A 17,002-nucleotide genomic window follows, 5' to 3' on the forward strand; every position below is an offset into this window, starting at 1 on the left:
CTGTCTGAATGACATACGAGATAACGAAGAATCAAAGGAATCCGTTCCTTTGGTTCTTTTTGCATTCTATTTCTACATGATAAATTGCTATAGATCACAGACGAACAGGGAGATTGTGGGATATAATAACAGGAAATAGCATTATGAAATTATGTACCCGGGAGGGATCCAATGAAGACCAGAGGAATATTGCAGGTCCTTGCAGTTTTTCTGCTGCTGGCGGCTGTCATTACCTTGCACGATGTAATGGAGAATCAGCTTCTGAGAATCTTGTTAACGCTGGCCATAGCGGTAGCGGCCGCCTATGGCGTATCCAAGAGCAGTCTTCAGAAGCAGGTATCCGGCAGAACCATGACGATAGGAGTAGTGTCACTGCTGGTATTCACTTGCATGTACCATGTTCTACTGTCTGTAGCGCTGAAGCAGAGCGTATTCGCTAATGACTTTTGGATTTTCATGTGTGTAATTTACCTGTTAGTCTGGATGCGTGCCCGGCTAAGCCCCTCAAGATAACGGCAGACGCTTACTTTGAAAGTAGCCGGAGCAGCCGTCTGGGATTACTCCGCAGAGGGCAACTGGGCGCGTAAGGTTTTCTTTTTGTTAATCTCCTTGGACAGCTCTAACTGCTGCTGGGAGATTTTTTTGAGTTCGGCCTGCAGCTTGGTGATGCGACTCATTTTACTGCTGAGTGAGCTTGGGGATGAGCTTAGCTTGCAGTCTTGTTCCAGCTGGTTCATCTTGAGCTGGGTCTTGCGGGTCTTCTTCTGCAGCTCGGCAATACCGGCTTCCATCTCTGCGATCTCCTGGTTTAAACGTTCCAGCACCGGTCTTGTGAAATTAATAGCCATTCGGGCACCTCTTACTTTTCTATATAATAAGCATTCAGGATATCATTGTACTATAAGCGCTACGTATATGCGAGATGCGCAAGAAGACCCATGGAGTGTGCTCCACGGGTCTTCTTCTGTATGCAATCTATGAAATAGCAAAGCATGCAGGCGCTTTCGTTAGACTTCTTTAGCAACGACGATCTTCTGTTGCAGGGCCGGTTCCTTGGCCTGCCCCACCTGCTTGATGAAGAAGGAGAGAATCAGCCCGATTATGCCGATGCCAACAATGACCAGATAGGAGTCGTTGATGCCCTGGATGGAGGCTTCCATCACCATATGCTGCTGTGTTTCGCCGGCTGTGCCGCCGCCCGCCATGATATCCTGGAAGTGCGTGGCGGTACGGCTGGTCATTACCGTCACGAGCAGGGAAGTGCCTACGGCACCGGCTACTTGTCTTACCGTATTAGAAATCGCGGTACCGTGGGAGTTCAGCCTGGAGGGCAGCTGATTCAGCCCGAGAGTCTGAATCGGCATCAGCAGCAGGGCCATTCCGATCCGGCGGCCGGTAGACATGAGCATCAGATAGACATAGCTTGTCGAGTCTGTCAGATTCACGAAGCTCAGCGTAGCCAGAATAGTGATCGTGAGGCCGATAATGGACAGCCATTTCGCTCCGAAGCGGTCGAACAGCTTGCCGGTAACCGGCATGAGCGCCCCCATGATCACTGCGCCGGGAAGCAGCAGCAGACCGGATTCCATAGCGGTGAAGCCGCGGGCATTCTGCAGATAGAGCGGCAGCAGCATCATATCCGCATACATCACAATCGTAACCGCCACACTGATGACGGTGGTCAAGGAGAACATATTATATTTGAAGGCCCGCAGATCCAGCAGCGGACTGTCCGAAACAAGCTGCTTCCAGACAAACAAGCCTAAGGAAATCACGCCTGCGGCCAGCGACAACAGCACCTCTGCACTGGACCAGCCAGCGCTGGCTGCCCGGCTGAAGCCGTAGAGCAGAGTGCCGAATCCGATGGTGGACAGGATCACGCTGGTGAAGTCGATTTTGGGAAAAGAACGCTCGGCTACATTTTTCAGATACATAAAGCCGCAGACAATCACAATCCCGGTGAGCGGAAGCATGCCGTAGAACATGGTCTCCCAGGAATACCGCTCCATAATATATCCGGCCAGCGTAGGACCGATAGCCGGGGCGAAGATAATGGCCAGCCCGACCATCCCCATGGCGGCTCCTCTTTTCTCACGCGGGAACAGGGTCAAAATAACCTGGGTGAGCAGCGGCATAATAATCCCGGCACCGGCAGCCTGAATCATCCGGCCGGTAAGCAGCACCGGAAAGCTGCCTGCGAGGGCGGATACGGCCGTACCCGCGAAGAAAATGAACATCGAGGCCTGGAACAGCTCACGTGTCGTGAAGCGCTGCATCAGGTAAGCCGTAATGGGAATAAGCACACCGTTAACCAGCATATAGCCTGTAGTCAGCCACTGGGCTGTTGCCGCCGTAATATTGAAGTCATGCATCAACTCCGGTGTCGCAACACTCATGATGGTCTGATTCAGTGTAGCCAGAAAGGCACCCAGAATCATTACGAACAGAATAGGTCCCTTGGGAATGGACGGGATTTCCTGGCTTGCTGTCTTGTTACTCACTATTCTCCATCCTTTCAAACTTCCAACTCATGGACTAAATTTACAATGTGTCGTATAGTTTACAATGTATAAAGTAGATTATAAATGAAAAATTCATGTAATCAAGCAACGATTTTCGGGAAAATGTAAATTAGTTTACACTTAAAGTGTATATGTAGTGTATGTAGCTGAAAAACGACACATTAGACTAAAATTGTAGCCTGCTCTTGGGCAGCAGCAGATTGGAGAGCACAGAAATGACTAATCCCTCCCAGCGGACTGATCCGCGTATCCTTCGTACACGCCAATTCCTTAAAGAGGCTCTGATTGAGCTGATGGAAGAGATGAGCATTGAGAAAATCACCGTCAACCGTCTTGCGCAGCGGGCCCAAATTAACCGTGTGACCTTCTATCTACATTACCGGGATATCCCGGATATGCTGGAGAAAATGGCGGATGATATGGGCGAGGAGGTTCTGGAAGTGGTGAGAGACTCTGCGGACTCTGCGGAGGCTGCACAAGAAGAGAAATGGCCGATGCTGGAGCGCCTGCTTGTGCATATTGCAGAGAACGCCAAATTCTACAAAGTCGTACTTACGTCGCGGAAGAGTACAATTTTTACCGACCGGCTGTTTAAGCTGATGGCGGACATTATTTCGGCACGGGTGGAGAGCAGGGTGACCGTGCAGGACGCTTCCGAGGTAACGGTACAGAAGGACATCGCAGTGTGGTACGGCTCGGCGGCGCTCATCGGTACCATCATCGCCTGGCTTCGGGAGGATATGCCGTATACGCCCCAATATCTGGCCAAGCAGATTACTTCACTGCGCGCGAATTAATTGCCGGTAGCATTCCCGGACGGATTCATAAGGTCCAAGAGCAGCCAATTCCTCCAGCATATAAATAGTAGGGACTACTATGTTCTGAATTTTATGGAGGATGAGGTGGGCGGAGATGAAGAGACGGGCAAGACGGGCATGGAAGCGGGGGCTTCACGCCAAGCGGCAGGCTGTACCCGGAGTGAAGCGCAGAATCAAGCCGCAGACAGTTGAATTTGCAGTGTTTGGCGACAGCCATGTGGGCTACGGCAACAGCTTAAGCATGTTTAGGAGTCTTTTGCCCAAGGCGGTGAACAGCGGAAACAAACGGTTTATCATTTTCGGGGGGGATAACACCCAGGCAAGAGCGTATCATGGGAATAACGCTAACAGGTATTACAAGGAATTCAAGGACACAGTGACCGCCACGCTCGGAAGTATTCCGTATAAGGCTTCTATAGGGAATTGGGAGGCCAGCACAAGGTCCTTGTTCAACGAGTACTTAGGAGCGGCGGCCGGAGAGATGAATTTCCCGGGAACCCAGGGCAAGGTGAGATATGTATGGCTGGATTGCGCACTGGGCCAGTTCACACCGGTCAGCCTCAATCTGCTGCGGAATCTGGATGACAGGTATTTCTATATTATTGATTTCCATTGGCCGCTGCGGGTGCATGGGATTACCGTGGATTCCAGCCATGTGCTCAGCGCCGCAGAGTCCACCAAGTTCTTCACGGCCATTCCGGCAAAAGCCAGAGAAAAGGTGCTGGCGATCTTCACTCACCATGGGCATACATTCTACCAGAAGCTGAACAACATCTATCCGGGGTACCCCAAGACCAAATTCTTCGTCACCGGCTGCTCCGGGGACTACAAATGCAATCCCGGCGGGAATATGGGTTACTATAACGCAACAATAACCAGCAGCGGATCAGGCTATAGGGTCGAGGCTTATATCGCGAACTGAGGAGCTAAGTGAATGACGTATAGCGGCGGGAGAGTGTCGTGGAGACATTCTCTTTATTTATGTGCGGGCGTCCCGGCAGTGAACTTGACAGCCCTTTCATGAGTTGGTTATGGTTGTCTAGTCAGCAGATAAAGGAGGCGGAACAGAATGTCAGGATTACTTGGAAATCACTTTATGACACAGATTGGGATTCTGGTTCATGATATCGAAAAGGTGAGTCAGGCGTATGCGGACTTCTTCGGACTGGACAAGCCTCAGATCAGCATCACGGACACAGCAGACATTGCCCGGACGGAGTATAACGGCGGGGCGAGTGAGGCGCGGGCGAAGCTTGCATTTTTTGACATGGGTTCCTTGCAGCTGGAATTGATTGAACCGGACCATCAGCCGAGCACCTGGCGGGATTACCTGAATGAGCACGGGGAAGGGGTTCACCATATTGCGTTCGTGGTCGAAGGCATGAAGGACAAGCTGATGCTGCTTGAAGGCAAGGGATTCCCGCTCCAGCAGAAGGGTGAATATACGGGCGGAAGGTATGCTTATGTGGATACATTCAAGGAATTGAAGGTGATGCTGGAATTGCTGGAGAACGACAACACTGGGCAATGACAAAGTAACAACAATAGAATTACGACAGGAGGAACGATACAATGAATATTCTAATTACGGGGGCTGGACGCGGACTGGGTCTTGAGCTGACGGCGGCTGCGCTGGAGCGTGGACATGCTGTTATTGCCGGGGTACGTGATCCGGCGCGCGGGCAGGCAGCATTAGCTGATCTGGCGGCAGTATATGGGGATAAGCTGACTCTCGTGACACTTGATGTGACGGACGAGCCCGGAATAGCAGCGCTTGCTGCCAGCCTGACAGAGCAGGCCCGGACACTCGGCGCGATCATCAATAATGCCGCCGTGCTGAATGCCACGGACACTGCGCTTGAAGCGCTGGACATGGACGAGATGCAGCGGGCTATCGATACCAATCTGTATGGGCCGATGCGGGTAGTCAAGCACCTCTTGCCGCTGCTGACCGGGCCGGATGCTTCGATCATTAATATCTCATCAGAGGCAGGCAGTATCACCAATGCTTACCCGGGTAGCTATCCGTATACCATCTCCAAGACCGCACTCAATATGTTCACGCAGAAGCTCCATGTCACGCTGAAGGACCGCGGCATCCATGTGCTCAGCGTCCATCCCGGCTGGATGCCTACCGATATGGGCGGAGCGAAGGCACCGCTTGACCCGCGCATTAGCGCCGATGGCATTCTAGATCTGATCGAGAAGAGAACCGGGCCGCAGGGTCATTTCCGGTTCGTGGATTACACAGGAAAGGATATGGAGATATAGGTATACCCCGGACGAACTGGTCCAGAGATTAAGAGGCGAGCGGAGTTGTAGTCTTCTCGTCCGGTGAGCGGCGGGGCCAGAGCAGCAGTCCCAGTGAGCAGACGACCAGAACCACGCAGAGCAGGTAGGAGTGGCGGTAACCTAACCACTGGGCTGCGGCTCCTCCCGCCAGGCTTCCGGCCAGTCTGCCGATGGTTGTAGCATTGGTGTACAGCGTAGAGGCATAGCCGGGAAGGTCCGGCAGCAGATCCTGAATATAGCTGATGCCAATCGCAGAGATTACAGCGACAAAAAAAGCCAGCAGCACCTGTCCGGCGATGAGTTGCCATAGCTCACCTACTCCGATTACCAGCGCATAATAGATTCCCCCCATTGCCATTCCCCAGCCCAGCAGCACCTTGCTGTCGTATTTGGCTGACAACAGCCCCAGCACCAGCATGAACGGAATCTCCATTAACGCGCAGATACTGGCCACCGAGGCTACATTCTGTGTAGTGCCTCCCAGCGTATTGACAATGAACAAGGAGATATTCAGATTATTGGCCCAGTGTCCGGTATAGAGCAGGGTCAGGATGAGAAAAGGAACCAGGACCCTGGCGCTACGTTGCACCCCGGCCAGTTGCTGAACCTGCCGCTCGGGCTGCAGCTTAGCCGCTGAAGGCCGTACGAAGCTGAACACCAGCAGGGCATTGAGCAGGAAGATCAGCGTGGTCGACGAGAAAATTCCCTGAAATCCGAAGCGGCTCAGAAGCGCGGCTCCAACCAGCGGACCGCTGATGAAGCCAAGGGAGAACATCGAGCGCAGGGCCGAGTTGGCCAAGGCATGATCAGGAGAGCTGCCGGCGCTCACAGCTTCTCTGGCGCTGGCGAATAATTGCGGCATCGCCGGGGCACCGGCTGCGGTGAATAGGGTCATATAGGCCAGCAGCGCGTAGAAATCATGAATGAATATGTATCCGGCAAAAGCAACCGCATTGAACATCATACAGATCACCATCAGCCTGCGGCGGTTCAGCCCGGCGTCGGAGCGTTTGGCAATGAGCATGCTTAGGGCTACCCCGCTAAGGAGGGTCACCGCTGTGAAAATGCCGAAGGTTCCGGCGGAAACGCCAAGTTCTTCTGTGAAGTAGACCGCCAGGAATGGAGCGCTGATAGAGATGGCCATCCCCTGGAACAGCATGCAGAGCAGGAATATAGGATAGCTTGGAATGAGGAGCAGAGCATAGGTTCTTTTGAGCATAGAGTGTGTGTACTTCCTTTCGGCATCGCTCGTAGTCTTATCTTTGATTTAATTATAGTATAACGTCAATAGTATACGATGTGTCTGATTAGCATCTAACCCATACAGAATCCCTAATAATGAACTGGTTTTTGGGCCAATTGTTCAGGTGTTATTGTACGTGAGAATCTTCTAAGATGGAGGAGGATAGGACAGCCGGGCGGTGCGGAGCAAAAGGACGTTTGGCTTGGCTGGAGATGAAACCGTTATCATGAAGAATGAAGGAGAGATTATATATGGACGCTGCCACATATCCTTTTAGACAATTGGAATTGCCATTAAATGAACGTGTTCAGGATCTGCTCTCCAGGCTGACGCTGGATGAGAAGGTCAGCCTGATGCCGCAATACCAGGCGGCCATTGAGCGGCTGGGTGTAGGCGGTTACAAGCATGGGACAGAGGGAGCGCATGGGATCTCATGGCTGGGCAAAGCCACCTCGTACCCGCAGCCCAGCGGGCTTGCCTGTACCTGGAACCCGGCGCTGCTGCAGAGAATCGGCTCCGCGATCGGGGATGAGGCCAGAGCCTTCTACCGCAAGAATCCCACTGTCAACGGCTTAACCCTGTGGGCACCGACGGTGGATATGGAACGGGACCCGCGCTGGGGAAGAACAGAGGAAGCCTACGGGGAAGACCCGGAGCTGACAGGCCGATTGAGTACAGCGCTTGTCCAGGGAATTCAGGGCGATCATCCGGTGTATTTGAAGGCGGTAGCGACCCTGAAGCATTTCCTTGGCAACAATAACGAGATCGACCGGGGCGTGGCTTCGTCCAGTATCGACCCGCGCAATATGCGCGAATATTATCTGGAAGCCTTCAAGCCTGCCTTCAAGGAAGGCGGCGCACAATCCATGATGACCGCCTACAATTCCGTGAACGGCGTGCCGGTTATCCTCCATCCGGCGGTGAAGGAGATTGTGAAGGGCGAATGGGAGATGGACGGGTTCATTGTCAGCGATGCCGGCGACCTGTTCGGGATTGTGAAGGACCATAAGTATTATGATTCCTTCGCCCAGTCCATGGCGGAGTCGATCAAGAATGGCATTGACAGTGTGACCGAAGAGACGGAGGAGACGATTAAGGTTATTCATGAAGCGCTCCGTGAGGGGCTGCTGACCGAGGAGGATCTGGACCGGGCGCTGGCGAACACCTTCCGCATCCGCTTCCGGCTCGGTGAGTTCGACCCGGAGGAGGGCAACCCGTATGCGAAGATAGATGACTCGGTCATTCTTAGTACAGCTCATGGCGAGCTGTCGCTTGAAGCGGCGAAGGAATCCATCGTGCTGCTGAAGAACGACAACGCAGCCCTTCCGCTGAATGCAGCCGCATTGTCCAAGGTGGCTGTGATCGGCCCGCTGGGGGACGAAGCGTTCAGGGACTGGTATTCCGGTACGCTGCCGTATGCGGTTACCCCGCTTCAGGGAATCACCAAGAAGCTGGCAGGCAAGCAAGTCATCTTCGAGAGCGGAGACGACCGGATCATTCTCACCTCCGCTGCCAGCGGTCAGGCAGTGGGAATTACCGGTGAGGACGGACGGCTCGCGGTGCTGCATGATCAGCCGGAGCGCGGGGAGCTATTCCGCCATACGGCTTGGGGCTGGACAGCCCATACCCTGGAATCCGCCAGCCGGGGGCAATATGTTACCCTGACAGATGACGGCACACTGACCGCTTCCGCCGATGAAATCTATGGCTGGTATGTGAAGGAATCGCTGAACCTGGTCCAGGAAGGCGAAGAGGCAATCAGCCTGCGGACCTGGAACAATCAGCCACTGGTTATCAGTGCTGAGGACGGAACCCTTCGCGCTGCAGAAGAGGAACCCTCTTCCGCAGCACGTATCTTCCATAAGAAGCTGGTAGTGAACGGTGTAGAAGCAGCAGTAGAAGCGGCCCGGGCTGCTGAGGTTGCCGTCGTATTCGTCGGTAACCATCCGCTCCTGAACGGCAAGGAGGAGATTGACCGGCCGGATATTATCTTGCCCGCAGAGCAGGAGAATCTGGTGAAGGCCGTCTATGCGGCCAATCCGAACACCGTTGTGGTGATCGTCGGCAGCTATCCGATTTCCTCCACTTGGATCGATGAGCATATTCCGGCCGTGCTGTACACCTCGCACAGCGGACAGGAGCTGGGCCATGCAGTCGTAGATGTCCTGTTCGGGGATTACAGCCCGTCCGGCAAACTGAATATGACCTGGTACCGCAGCGTCAGCCAGCTGCCTGAATTCATGGACTACGATATTATCAAGGGCAAACGAACCTACATGTACTTCGACGGTGAACCGCTCTATCCGTTCGGTCACGGTCTGAGCTATGCGCAGGTGGACTATAACAAGCTGTCCCTGGCAGCAGAGGAAGTGCAGCAGGACGGCACGATCAATCTGAGCGTAGAGCTTGAGAACAGCGGCAGCGTTGACGGTGACGAGGTGGTCCAGCTCTATGTCCAGTGCCTGTCCACCCGGATCAGGCGTCCGCTTAAGCAGTTGAAGAGGTTTGACAAAATCCCGCTGGCTGCCGGACAGAAGCAGACGGTTACCTTCACCTTACCAGCCGCTGAGCTCTCCTTCTGGGATGTCAGCCGCGAACAGTACTGTGTGGAGGATGGGGAATACCGGCTCATGGTAGGCCGTTCCTCGGGAGATATCCGGCTGTCAGCCACAATCAGGGTGCAGGGTGACACAGTTCCGCCGCGTGATCTGTATGGTCCAGTGAAGGCTGAGAATTACGATGATTACGAAGCGGTATTCCTTGATGAATGCAAGGCAGGCGGTGCTGCGGTGCATCCGGTAAAAGAGGGGGCATGGATAGCCTTCCATAATGTCCGGTTGGCAGAGGGTGCCGCAGGCGTTGAAGTGCTGGTGTCCTCCGTGAAGGGCGGCAGCATTGAAATCCGTACTGGCAGTCCATCCGGCAAGCTGGCAGCTACGCTTGCGGTTCCGGCAGGCGGGGTTCAGCAGTGGCACAGCCAGTCTGCGATAGCGAATGTGGACGCCGGAACCACAGATGTGTATTTTGTCTTGCAGGGTGAGGTTCTGCTCAGCCGCATTCAATTTACGGTGTAACAAGAAGCAAACAGAGCAGCGTTTCTCCTGTAATGGGAGAAGCGCTGCTCTGCTGTATCCGGGTCTCGGATCAGTCTAGTACAGTGTCAGATTTAAAAGGGTGGATAAGCTTGTGAAACTCAGGGGTTCGTGTAATGAAACCCTATCCTCCCAAAAAATCTAACGGACCGAAAAGACCTTATTCCCACGAGAACGCCACCTTATGCAGCGTAACGGACTCAGGAGACCTTATCATCCTTCTACGAGTCGTTTTGGAGCTGAATTGGAGGGGATAAGGTCCTTGGGGTCCGTTAATCGCCCAAGTGACGACTTTCTTCCCGGATAAGAGCACCTCAGTCCGTTACGCTAAGCCAAACGCCCCTGAAGAACAAGGATCGCTTGGAAAAAGATGTAATTTGAAGGGGAATTGCGTCTGCTCCACTATTTTAAATCTGATAAGGTACTAGCTTAATTCATCCGTTATATCTGACCAGGTGGAATAAGCAGGCAGCTTCTGCAAGCCCCAATAATCCAGCAGCATCCGGATCACGCTGTCTCTGTCCTCTATCTGCCGGGAGAAATGCCTGAAGGACCCGTCGGGATAGCCGAGGCGTAATTCAACAACGATGCTGCGGGGAGTATGGCGGAGAGGGGCGGCCTGCATGTATAGACTTCCCTCTACCGGTGTACTGGGATCAATGACAATGAAATCATCTGGATCGTCCGCAAAGCCGTTAACGATATCGGTGATAAGCGAGGCTTCAATCTCGTAGTTTGCATAGGTTTCATATTGGGTGCTGATTGTATACATGACACCGCTGCTGTGATCTGAGCTGGAGTTTGCCGTTTCCATGTTTCATGTTCCTCCTCAAAATTTAGTTTGGGATAGCATCCACTCAATACGAACTCAAAGACGAAGCTCCGCCGGGCGGCCCTTGCTCCTTGCGGAACGTGGAGGGAGACATGCCGCTCTGCTTGTTGAAGATACGGTTGAACTGGGAGAAGCTGTTGAAGCCGCATTGTCCGGCGATGTCGGAGATCTTGTGCCGGGTATGGAGCAGGAGCTGCTGGGCTTTGCGGACACGGGTCATCTGGATGTATTCGGTTAAGGTGAAGCCGGTGACGGATCTGAACTGGTGCGATAAATAATAAGGGCTGATATAGAATTCCTTGGAGATTGAATCCAGGGACAGCTCGCTGCTGTAATGGCTGTGAATATGAGCGGTGATCGAATAGATTTTTTGCATCATCGCGTTGCCGATCTCCTCCAGCACGTAAGCGTTCTTGTCAGACTGCTGGGAGAGACTGCACAGGAACTGCTGGAACAGGCTGTGAATCAGCACCGGATTCAGCGGCGAAGCGCTGCGGGACAAGGTGTAAATGGCATTGAGCGGCTCGAATACAGCACTGCGCAGTCCGCCCGTGAAGCGGTATATCGGAACTTTCTCGGCGAACGGCTGGAGCATCGCATTGTAAGCGGTCTCAAATCCCGGTACATTCCCGGGCAGGTTGAAGTCGATAATCAGCCGCTTATGCGGCGGACCTGCGGGATACTGGGTCATATGCAGCCGGTACGGAGCGAGCAGAACAATATCATATTGCCGGAGGGCATGCATATTGCCTTCTATAATATGGGTAGCGCTGGAATCCAGCAGAATATGAATCTCATAAAAGTTATGATCGTGCTGAAACTCCATATTGATGTCGTGAGAGCGCTGATCGTAGTCAAAATAATAAAACAGCGGATCAGCCGGCGTATTGATCCTTATGCTGTACCCTTGCTCGTACAACAGGTCGTTTTCAAGCATAGCCTCGCTCCTCTCTCTTGCCGTTATACTAAAAGACGTCAAGATATTTCCACCTGTATATTATAGGCCCGAAAAAGCAAAATATGCAATGAATAGAGCAGAATACAGCAAAAGTTGGGTAGTTTTTGAAGCGGAAGGTTTGCTATAGTGACGATATGAGAGCGGATGCAGGGAGTGATAGGGATGTTTTTTACAGAAGAAAAGCTGATTAAGCGCCAGGCAGAAGTGGAGAAGTACAGATATCTTAAGGTTCAGGAGCTTACAGAGTTCGCGTTCGCTGAGGACGAGGAAGGGGCTAACGGTGTATACCCGAAGGAGGTCTCCTTCGATGGTATCATCCGGCTTCAGGAGCATTGGCGCGGGCGGGACCGTTACATCTGGCTGCGCACGGAGGTTGTACTGCCGCCTAGTCAGGCAGGCTTCAAAATTGCCGGCAGATTTGATTTTGGCAAAACAGGGGACTTCAATAACTCCGGCTTCGAATCGCTGCTGTTTGTGAACGGATCGCCTTATCAGGGCGTAGATAACAATCATAGAGAGGTAATCTTCGGTGATGAGTGGGGAGGACAGACGGTAGAGCTGGCCTTCCGGCTGTGGTCAGGACTTGAGGGCGGCGGAGTGCCCAGAATTCAGGAGCATCGGCTCAGCGAAGCATTCATCGGCTATTTGGACGAGGGCATTGATGATCTGTTCTATATGTCGAAGGCGGCGCTCGACACCTTCCGTTACCTCGGCAGAGACCAGCCGGAGAAGCAGTGGCTGCTAAGAGCGCTGAACGAAGCCTTCCGTCTGATCGACTGGTCGGAGCCGGGCTCGCCGGAGCATACCGCTTCGCTGTACCAGGCAGGCGCCAGTCTGAATCAGGCGATAGAGGCGATGCCGCAGACTTTTGACGTAACGCTTACGGCTGTAGGCCATACGCATATTGATGTTGCATGGCTGTGGCGACTTAAGCATACCCGTGAAAAGACAGCCCGTTCCTTCTCCACCGTACTGCGGCTGATGGAGGAGTTCCCGGAGTACCAGTTCCTCCAGACGCAGCCTCAATTGTACGCTTATCTGGAGCAGGATTACCCGGAGCTGTTCGGGCGGATCAAAGGGAAGGTGAAGGAAGGCCGCTGGGAAGCGGAAGGGGCGATGTGGCTGGAGTCGGATTGTAATATCCCGTCCGGTGAGTCGCTGGTCCGCCAGATTATGCTGGGCAAGCACTATCTCCGTGAACAATTCGGCGTAGAGAGCAAATACCTGTGGCTCCCGGATGTCTTCGGCTACAGCTGGGCGCTGCCGCAGATTCTGCGCAAATCGGGCATCGACACGTTCATGACGACCAAAATCAGCTGGAACCAGTTCAACCGGATGCCGCATGACACCTTCTGGTGGCGCGGGATGGACGGCTCGGAGGTGCTGACGCATTTCATCACGACCTCCGAGAAGGACGGGGCGGAATACACCTATAACGGACGGATGACGGCGGGGCTGCTGCGCGGGATCTGGAATTCCTATCAGGATAAGGAGATCAACGATCACCTGATGTTTGCATACGGCTGGGGTGACGGGGGCGGCGGACCGACGCGGGAGATGCTGGAGCTTCGCCGGCGCTTCGACAAGCTTCCGGGTATTCCGAAGATTGAGATGGGCAGTGCCGGGGAGTATTTCACCGGACTGCATGAACGGATCGGGAAGACGGAGGCGTTCGTACACACCTGGAACGGGGAGCTGTATTTCGAATGCCACCGGGGCACGTATACCTCACAAGCCCGCAATAAGAAATATAACCGCCGCCTGGAGCTGCTGCTGCGCGATGCCGAGTGGCTGCATACACTGATGGGTGTAAGACAGGGGAATCTTGACACTGCTTATCCTGCAGATGAGCTGACGGGGATCTGGAAGATTCTGCTGCGCAACCAGTTCCATGACATTATCCCCGGTTCGTCGATTGCGGAGGTATACGAGGACAGTGACGCTGAATATGCGGAAGGCGAGGCACGTTCACTGGCTCTGATTCAGGGAGTGGTCCAGGAAGAGGCTGAGGGCAGGTTCACTCTGCTGAACAGCTCGAACTGGAACCGCCCGCGTTATGCGCTGCTTCCGCAAGCTGACGGAGATTATCATGACGCTGACGGGAACCGGCTGTGGCAGCAGCGGACGGCAGACGGGCACATGCTGGTCTATGTTCCGTCTGTGCCTGTACTGGGCACGGCGGTGCTGAAGGTTGTACGCGGACAAGCAGGCAACGGCGCTCAGGAGACGCAGATTCAGCCGCTTGCTGCCCTATCCGGCAACATGCTGAGCACACCGCTTGTGGAAGTGGTGTGGAATGAGCAGGGCCACTTCACTTCGATGATTGACCGGAAGAGCGGCCGTGAGCTGCTGGCACCAGGACAACGCGGGAATGTGCTACAGGTGTTCGAGGATAAGCCGCTGGACTTTGAAGCGTGGGATATCGATATTTTCTATCAGGAAAAAATGACCGAGATCTCGCAGCTGACCGGATGTGAGCTGACCGAGAATGGTCCGCTGCGGGCGGTGCTGCGTATGACCTGGACCTATCACCGCACAGCGGTTACCCAGGATATCATCTTCTACCGTGATACTGTGCGGGTTGACTTCCATACTGAGCTGGATTGGCACGGACATAACCAGCTGCTGAAGGTTGCTTTCCCGGTGGACATTCATGCGCTGGAAGCTACCTATGATATTCAGTTCGGCAATGTGAAGCGTCCTACGCACTGGAACACGAGCTGGGATTACGCCCGCTTCGAGACTGTAGGCCATCAGTGGGCGGATATCAGCGAGAAGGGGTATGGCATTGCGCTGCTTAATGACTGCAAATACGGCTACGATATCAAGGATAGCGAGCTCCGGCTGACGCTGCTGAAATCGGCGGTGCATCCCGATCCGCAGCAGGATCAGGGGCATCATGAATTTACGTATGCCCTGTACCCGCATACCGGTGATTTCGTTGAAGGCAGGGTAGTCCAGGAGGCGTGGGAGCTGAATCATCCGCTGCGCAGTGTCGCAGGTGAGCTGGAAGGGAACCCGCTGCTCTATGTTGACGGCGCACATGTGACCGTGGATGCTATCAAACGTTCAGAGGACGGCAGTGATGTAGTGCTGCGGCTGCATGAATATGCCGGTTCCCGGACGCAGGTCTCTATAGACAGCGCTTACGAGATTGCCTCCTGGCAGGAATGCAACCTGATGGAGGAGCCGCTGGGAGACTGGCAGGAAGCAGAGGAGCTGAGCTTCCAGATGAAGCCGTATGAGATCAGAACGTTCAGAATCAAGCTGCGCGGTACGCATGCAGAAGAGGGGGGGTATGGACAGTGGAAGTAACAGGGAAGCAGGCGGCAGGGCACAGCGTGTTGAGCAGGGCAGAGGTCATGCGGAAGCTGAAGCTTGTCACAGATAAGCTGATGAAGCTGGACCGGCCGGACAACGAGGCAGAATTGCAGAACCTGGGGGAAGATGCGGAGCGCCGGGGGTATTTTGCCAGGGACTTCGGGATGGAAGAGTGGGATTGGCCGCAGGGCGTAGGGCTATATGGCCTGCAAAAGCTGGACCGGCTTCTGGCGGATGGCCGATACCAGGCGTACACCAAGCCGTGGATGGCCCGGCAGCTGGAGAAAGGCCTGCCGAGCCGGAACATCAATACGACCGCTCCGCTGCTGTCGCTGATGGAACTGGAGGAGGCCGGGGAGCTGAGCCTGGAATGGATGGAGTGGCTGATGCATGGCCTCCCCCGGACCCTGGAGCAAGGTTATCAGCATGTCACCACCGGTTCGCAGAAGCATGAAGTCTCACTTCATGAGAATGAGCTGTGGATTGATACGCTGTTCATGGCGATTCTGTTCACGGCCAAAATGGGCGTGAAGCATGACAATCCGCAGTGGCGGGAAACCTCGCTGCATCAATTGCTACTGCATATCAAATATCTGTATGACAAAAAAACCGGCCTGTTCTTCCACGGCTGGCACTGCGAGCAACGGCATAACTTCAGCGAAGCCTTCTGGTGCCGCGGCAACGGCTGGTTCACCCTCGGCCTGCCCGAGTATCTGGAGCTGATGCGCCCTTATCTGGCGGACGGAGTCTTCATGTACCTCCAGCAGATTATGCATGCCCAGGCAGAAGCCTTATTGGCTTGCCAGAGCGCGGACGGGCTGTGGCATACGCTGCTGGATGATCCAGCCAGCTACACCGAGACCTCCGGTTCGGCCGCCATTGCCGCTGGTATTCTAAGCGGTGTACGCAGCGGAATGCTGCCGGAGGCATTCGCCGAACCGGCGGTGAAGGCCATCCGGGCGGTGATGGACCGGATTGATGATGAAGGTACAGTGCTGGGCGTGTCGAGCGGTACACCCATCGGCGCAGCCAAAGAGGATTACACCAAGATTGTCATTGCCCCCATGGCCTACGGCCAGGCGATGGCGCTGGTTGCGCTGGGAGAAGCGCTGCATTACTGCTGAGGGGTAAACTCTGCTTAGGCGAGAAGAGTTGGAACAGGAAGTGGGCAGGTGACAGAAGCCAGCGGATCAGACAAGCGGCAGCCAAGGACGAATTGTCCGCGGCTGCCGCTTTTTTGCATAGAATTTATATATTTTGGGATCGCCGCAAAGTACCTGAGTCATCATCGAAGCTAAAGCGTGTACAACCGAATGCAATCGGCTGCTACAGCGGCCGCATAGCCCGAATGTATGCGGAAAACAGCATATATTGTGCTCACAGGCAGGAGCGTGGCCGAATGTATGCGGAAAACAGCATACATTGTGCTCACAGGCAGGCGCGTGGCCGAATGTATGTGGAAAACAGCATACGTTGTGCTCGCATACCGGTGCATGGCCCGAATGTATGTATGCGAAAAACAGCATACATTGTACTCACATGCAGGCACAGAGAAGAGGTCTGATTTCATCAGGTATCCAAGCCGTGGTCCTCATCGATGCACCAGTTGAATTCGCCGGCAATGGCCATCGCCAGAGCGGTTATGGCACGCTCCAATGGCTCATCAATCATCGCCGGCAGAATGACCTCGACCAGGTTCACCGCTTCAATCCCTTCCAGGGTATAGTAAGCGTAACTGCCATCCGCATTCGCAGCGATCCCCTTCAGCCCGACATGCGCGCCATGGAGCACTTTGGTGAATTGCAGCGGCCCTGTCTGCTCAAACTCCAGGATCCCGATGACAAATTGCTCAAGCACCTCCGTCTTTACGCTTTTGGCGTAATCAATGGAATGGATGCTAATGTAGTCATACACTTCACTCACC

At 54.1% G+C, this 17,002-nt stretch carries 14 protein-coding genes; 8 read left to right on the top strand and 6 right to left on the bottom strand.

From position 1 onward, the window contains the following. Positions 1-171 precede the first annotated feature (171 nt). Positions 172-513, top strand: coding sequence for a hypothetical protein (locus tag MHH28_RS30135; protein ID WP_405108844.1), 342 nt, complete (start codon positions 172-174; stop codon positions 511-513). 44 nt (positions 514-557) lie between these two features. On the opposite strand, the gene MHH28_RS30140 is transcribed toward MHH28_RS30135, so the two are convergent. Together MHH28_RS30140 and MHH28_RS30145 are read right to left on the bottom strand one after the other, a co-directional pair. Continuing rightward, positions 558-848 carry a hypothetical protein gene (locus tag MHH28_RS30140; RefSeq protein ID WP_405108847.1) on the bottom strand — a complete coding sequence of 97 codons (291 nt, stop codon included), beginning with the start codon at positions 846-848 and terminating at the stop codon, positions 558-560. A 159-nt stretch (positions 849-1,007) separates the two neighbouring features. Next, positions 1,008-2,438, bottom strand: a complete 1,431-nt coding sequence (locus tag MHH28_RS30145) for a DHA2 family efflux MFS transporter permease subunit (protein ID WP_405117324.1) — start codon at positions 2,436-2,438, stop codon at positions 1,008-1,010. A gap of 299 nt (positions 2,439-2,737) precedes the next feature. Between MHH28_RS30145 and MHH28_RS30150 the strand changes: the two genes are divergently transcribed. From MHH28_RS30150 to MHH28_RS30165, 4 genes are all read left to right on the top strand, one after another. Next, the gene (locus MHH28_RS30150) at positions 2,738-3,319 is read left to right on the top strand and encodes a TetR/AcrR family transcriptional regulator (RefSeq protein ID WP_405108850.1); all 582 of its coding nucleotides are present in this window, start codon (positions 2,738-2,740) and stop codon (positions 3,317-3,319) included. A gap of 115 nt (positions 3,320-3,434) precedes the next feature. After that, a complete protein-coding gene (locus MHH28_RS30155) occupies positions 3,435-4,262 on the top strand; it encodes a metallophosphoesterase family protein (protein WP_405108853.1) in 828 nt (275 codons plus the stop codon). A 147-nt stretch (positions 4,263-4,409) separates the two neighbouring features. Continuing rightward, a complete protein-coding gene (locus MHH28_RS30160; protein ID WP_405108855.1) occupies positions 4,410-4,871 on the top strand; it encodes a VOC family protein in 462 nt (153 codons plus the stop codon). 41 nt (positions 4,872-4,912) lie between these two features. Next, a complete protein-coding gene (locus MHH28_RS30165) occupies positions 4,913-5,611 on the top strand; it encodes an SDR family oxidoreductase (RefSeq protein WP_405108858.1) in 699 nt (232 codons plus the stop codon). 28 nt (positions 5,612-5,639) lie between these two features. Here MHH28_RS30165 and MHH28_RS30170 read toward each other — a convergent pair whose 3' ends face one another. After that, complete coding sequence (locus MHH28_RS30170; protein WP_405108861.1) at positions 5,640-6,851, bottom strand: sugar efflux transporter; 1,212 nt, start codon at positions 6,849-6,851, stop codon at positions 5,640-5,642. Between the two features lie 275 nt (positions 6,852-7,126). Between MHH28_RS30170 and MHH28_RS30175 the strand changes: the two genes are divergently transcribed. Next, the gene (locus MHH28_RS30175; RefSeq protein WP_405108864.1) at positions 7,127-9,949 is read left to right on the top strand and encodes a glycoside hydrolase family 3 C-terminal domain-containing protein; all 2,823 of its coding nucleotides are present in this window, start codon (positions 7,127-7,129) and stop codon (positions 9,947-9,949) included. A gap of 442 nt (positions 9,950-10,391) precedes the next feature. On the opposite strand, the gene MHH28_RS30180 is transcribed toward MHH28_RS30175, so the two are convergent. Together MHH28_RS30180 and MHH28_RS30185 are read right to left on the bottom strand one after the other, a co-directional pair. Beyond that, the gene (locus MHH28_RS30180) at positions 10,392-10,781 is read right to left on the bottom strand and encodes a hypothetical protein (protein ID WP_405108867.1); all 390 of its coding nucleotides are present in this window, start codon (positions 10,779-10,781) and stop codon (positions 10,392-10,394) included. 43 nt (positions 10,782-10,824) lie between these two features. After that, a complete protein-coding gene (locus MHH28_RS30185; protein ID WP_405108870.1) occupies positions 10,825-11,736 on the bottom strand; it encodes a helix-turn-helix transcriptional regulator in 912 nt (303 codons plus the stop codon). Between the two features lie 183 nt (positions 11,737-11,919). Here MHH28_RS30185 and MHH28_RS30190 point away from each other — a divergent pair, with 183 nt between their 5' ends. Next, a complete protein-coding gene (locus MHH28_RS30190; RefSeq protein ID WP_405108873.1) occupies positions 11,920-15,072 on the top strand; it encodes an alpha-mannosidase in 3,153 nt (1,050 codons plus the stop codon). Then, entirely contained in the window at positions 15,063-16,202 is a 1,140-nt protein-coding gene (locus tag MHH28_RS30195) for a glycoside hydrolase family 105 protein (RefSeq protein WP_405108876.1), read from the top strand. Before MHH28_RS30190 ends, MHH28_RS30195 begins: the two co-directional genes overlap by 10 nt. Before the next feature lie 445 nt (positions 16,203-16,647). Here the strand turns inward: MHH28_RS30195 and MHH28_RS30200 are convergent, their stop codons facing one another. Then, positions 16,648-17,001 (bottom strand): hypothetical protein, encoded by a 354-nt coding sequence (locus MHH28_RS30200; protein ID WP_405108878.1) that lies wholly within the window; start codon positions 16,999-17,001, stop codon positions 16,648-16,650. Position 17,002 lies beyond the last annotated feature (1 nt).

The sequence above is a fragment of the Paenibacillus sp. FSL K6-1217 genome, assembly GCF_045040735.1.
Classification (GTDB): Bacteria; Bacillota; Bacilli; order Paenibacillales; family Paenibacillaceae; genus Paenibacillus_AQ.

Excerpts from the sequence above, each read along its gene's own strand:
- MHH28_RS30175 (WP_405108864.1), top strand. The coding sequence starts at position 7,127 with ATGGACGCTGCCACATATCCTTTTAGACAATTGGAATTGCCATTAAAT.
- MHH28_RS30150 (WP_405108850.1), top strand. The coding sequence starts at position 2,738 with ATGACTAATCCCTCCCAGCGGACTGATCCGCGTATCCTTCGTACACGC.
- MHH28_RS30185 (WP_405108870.1), bottom strand. The coding sequence starts at position 11,736 with ATGCTTGAAAACGACCTGTTGTACGAGCAAGGGTACAGCATAAGGATC.
- MHH28_RS30170 (WP_405108861.1), bottom strand. The coding sequence starts at position 6,851 with ATGCTCAAAAGAACCTATGCTCTGCTCCTCATTCCAAGCTATCCTATA.
- MHH28_RS30165 (WP_405108858.1), top strand. The coding sequence starts at position 4,913 with ATGAATATTCTAATTACGGGGGCTGGACGCGGACTGGGTCTTGAGCTG.
- MHH28_RS30140 (WP_405108847.1), bottom strand. The coding sequence starts at position 848 with ATGGCTATTAATTTCACAAGACCGGTGCTGGAACGTTTAAACCAGGAG.
- MHH28_RS30180 (WP_405108867.1), bottom strand. The coding sequence starts at position 10,781 with ATGGAAACGGCAAACTCCAGCTCAGATCACAGCAGCGGTGTCATGTAT.
- MHH28_RS30160 (WP_405108855.1), top strand. The coding sequence starts at position 4,410 with ATGTCAGGATTACTTGGAAATCACTTTATGACACAGATTGGGATTCTG.
- MHH28_RS30155 (WP_405108853.1), top strand. The coding sequence starts at position 3,435 with ATGAAGAGACGGGCAAGACGGGCATGGAAGCGGGGGCTTCACGCCAAG.
- MHH28_RS30145 (WP_405117324.1), bottom strand. The coding sequence starts at position 2,438 with ATGATTCTGGGTGCCTTTCTGGCTACACTGAATCAGACCATCATGAGT.
- MHH28_RS30135 (WP_405108844.1), top strand. The coding sequence starts at position 172 with ATGAAGACCAGAGGAATATTGCAGGTCCTTGCAGTTTTTCTGCTGCTG.
- MHH28_RS30190 (WP_405108873.1), top strand. The coding sequence starts at position 11,920 with ATGTTTTTTACAGAAGAAAAGCTGATTAAGCGCCAGGCAGAAGTGGAG.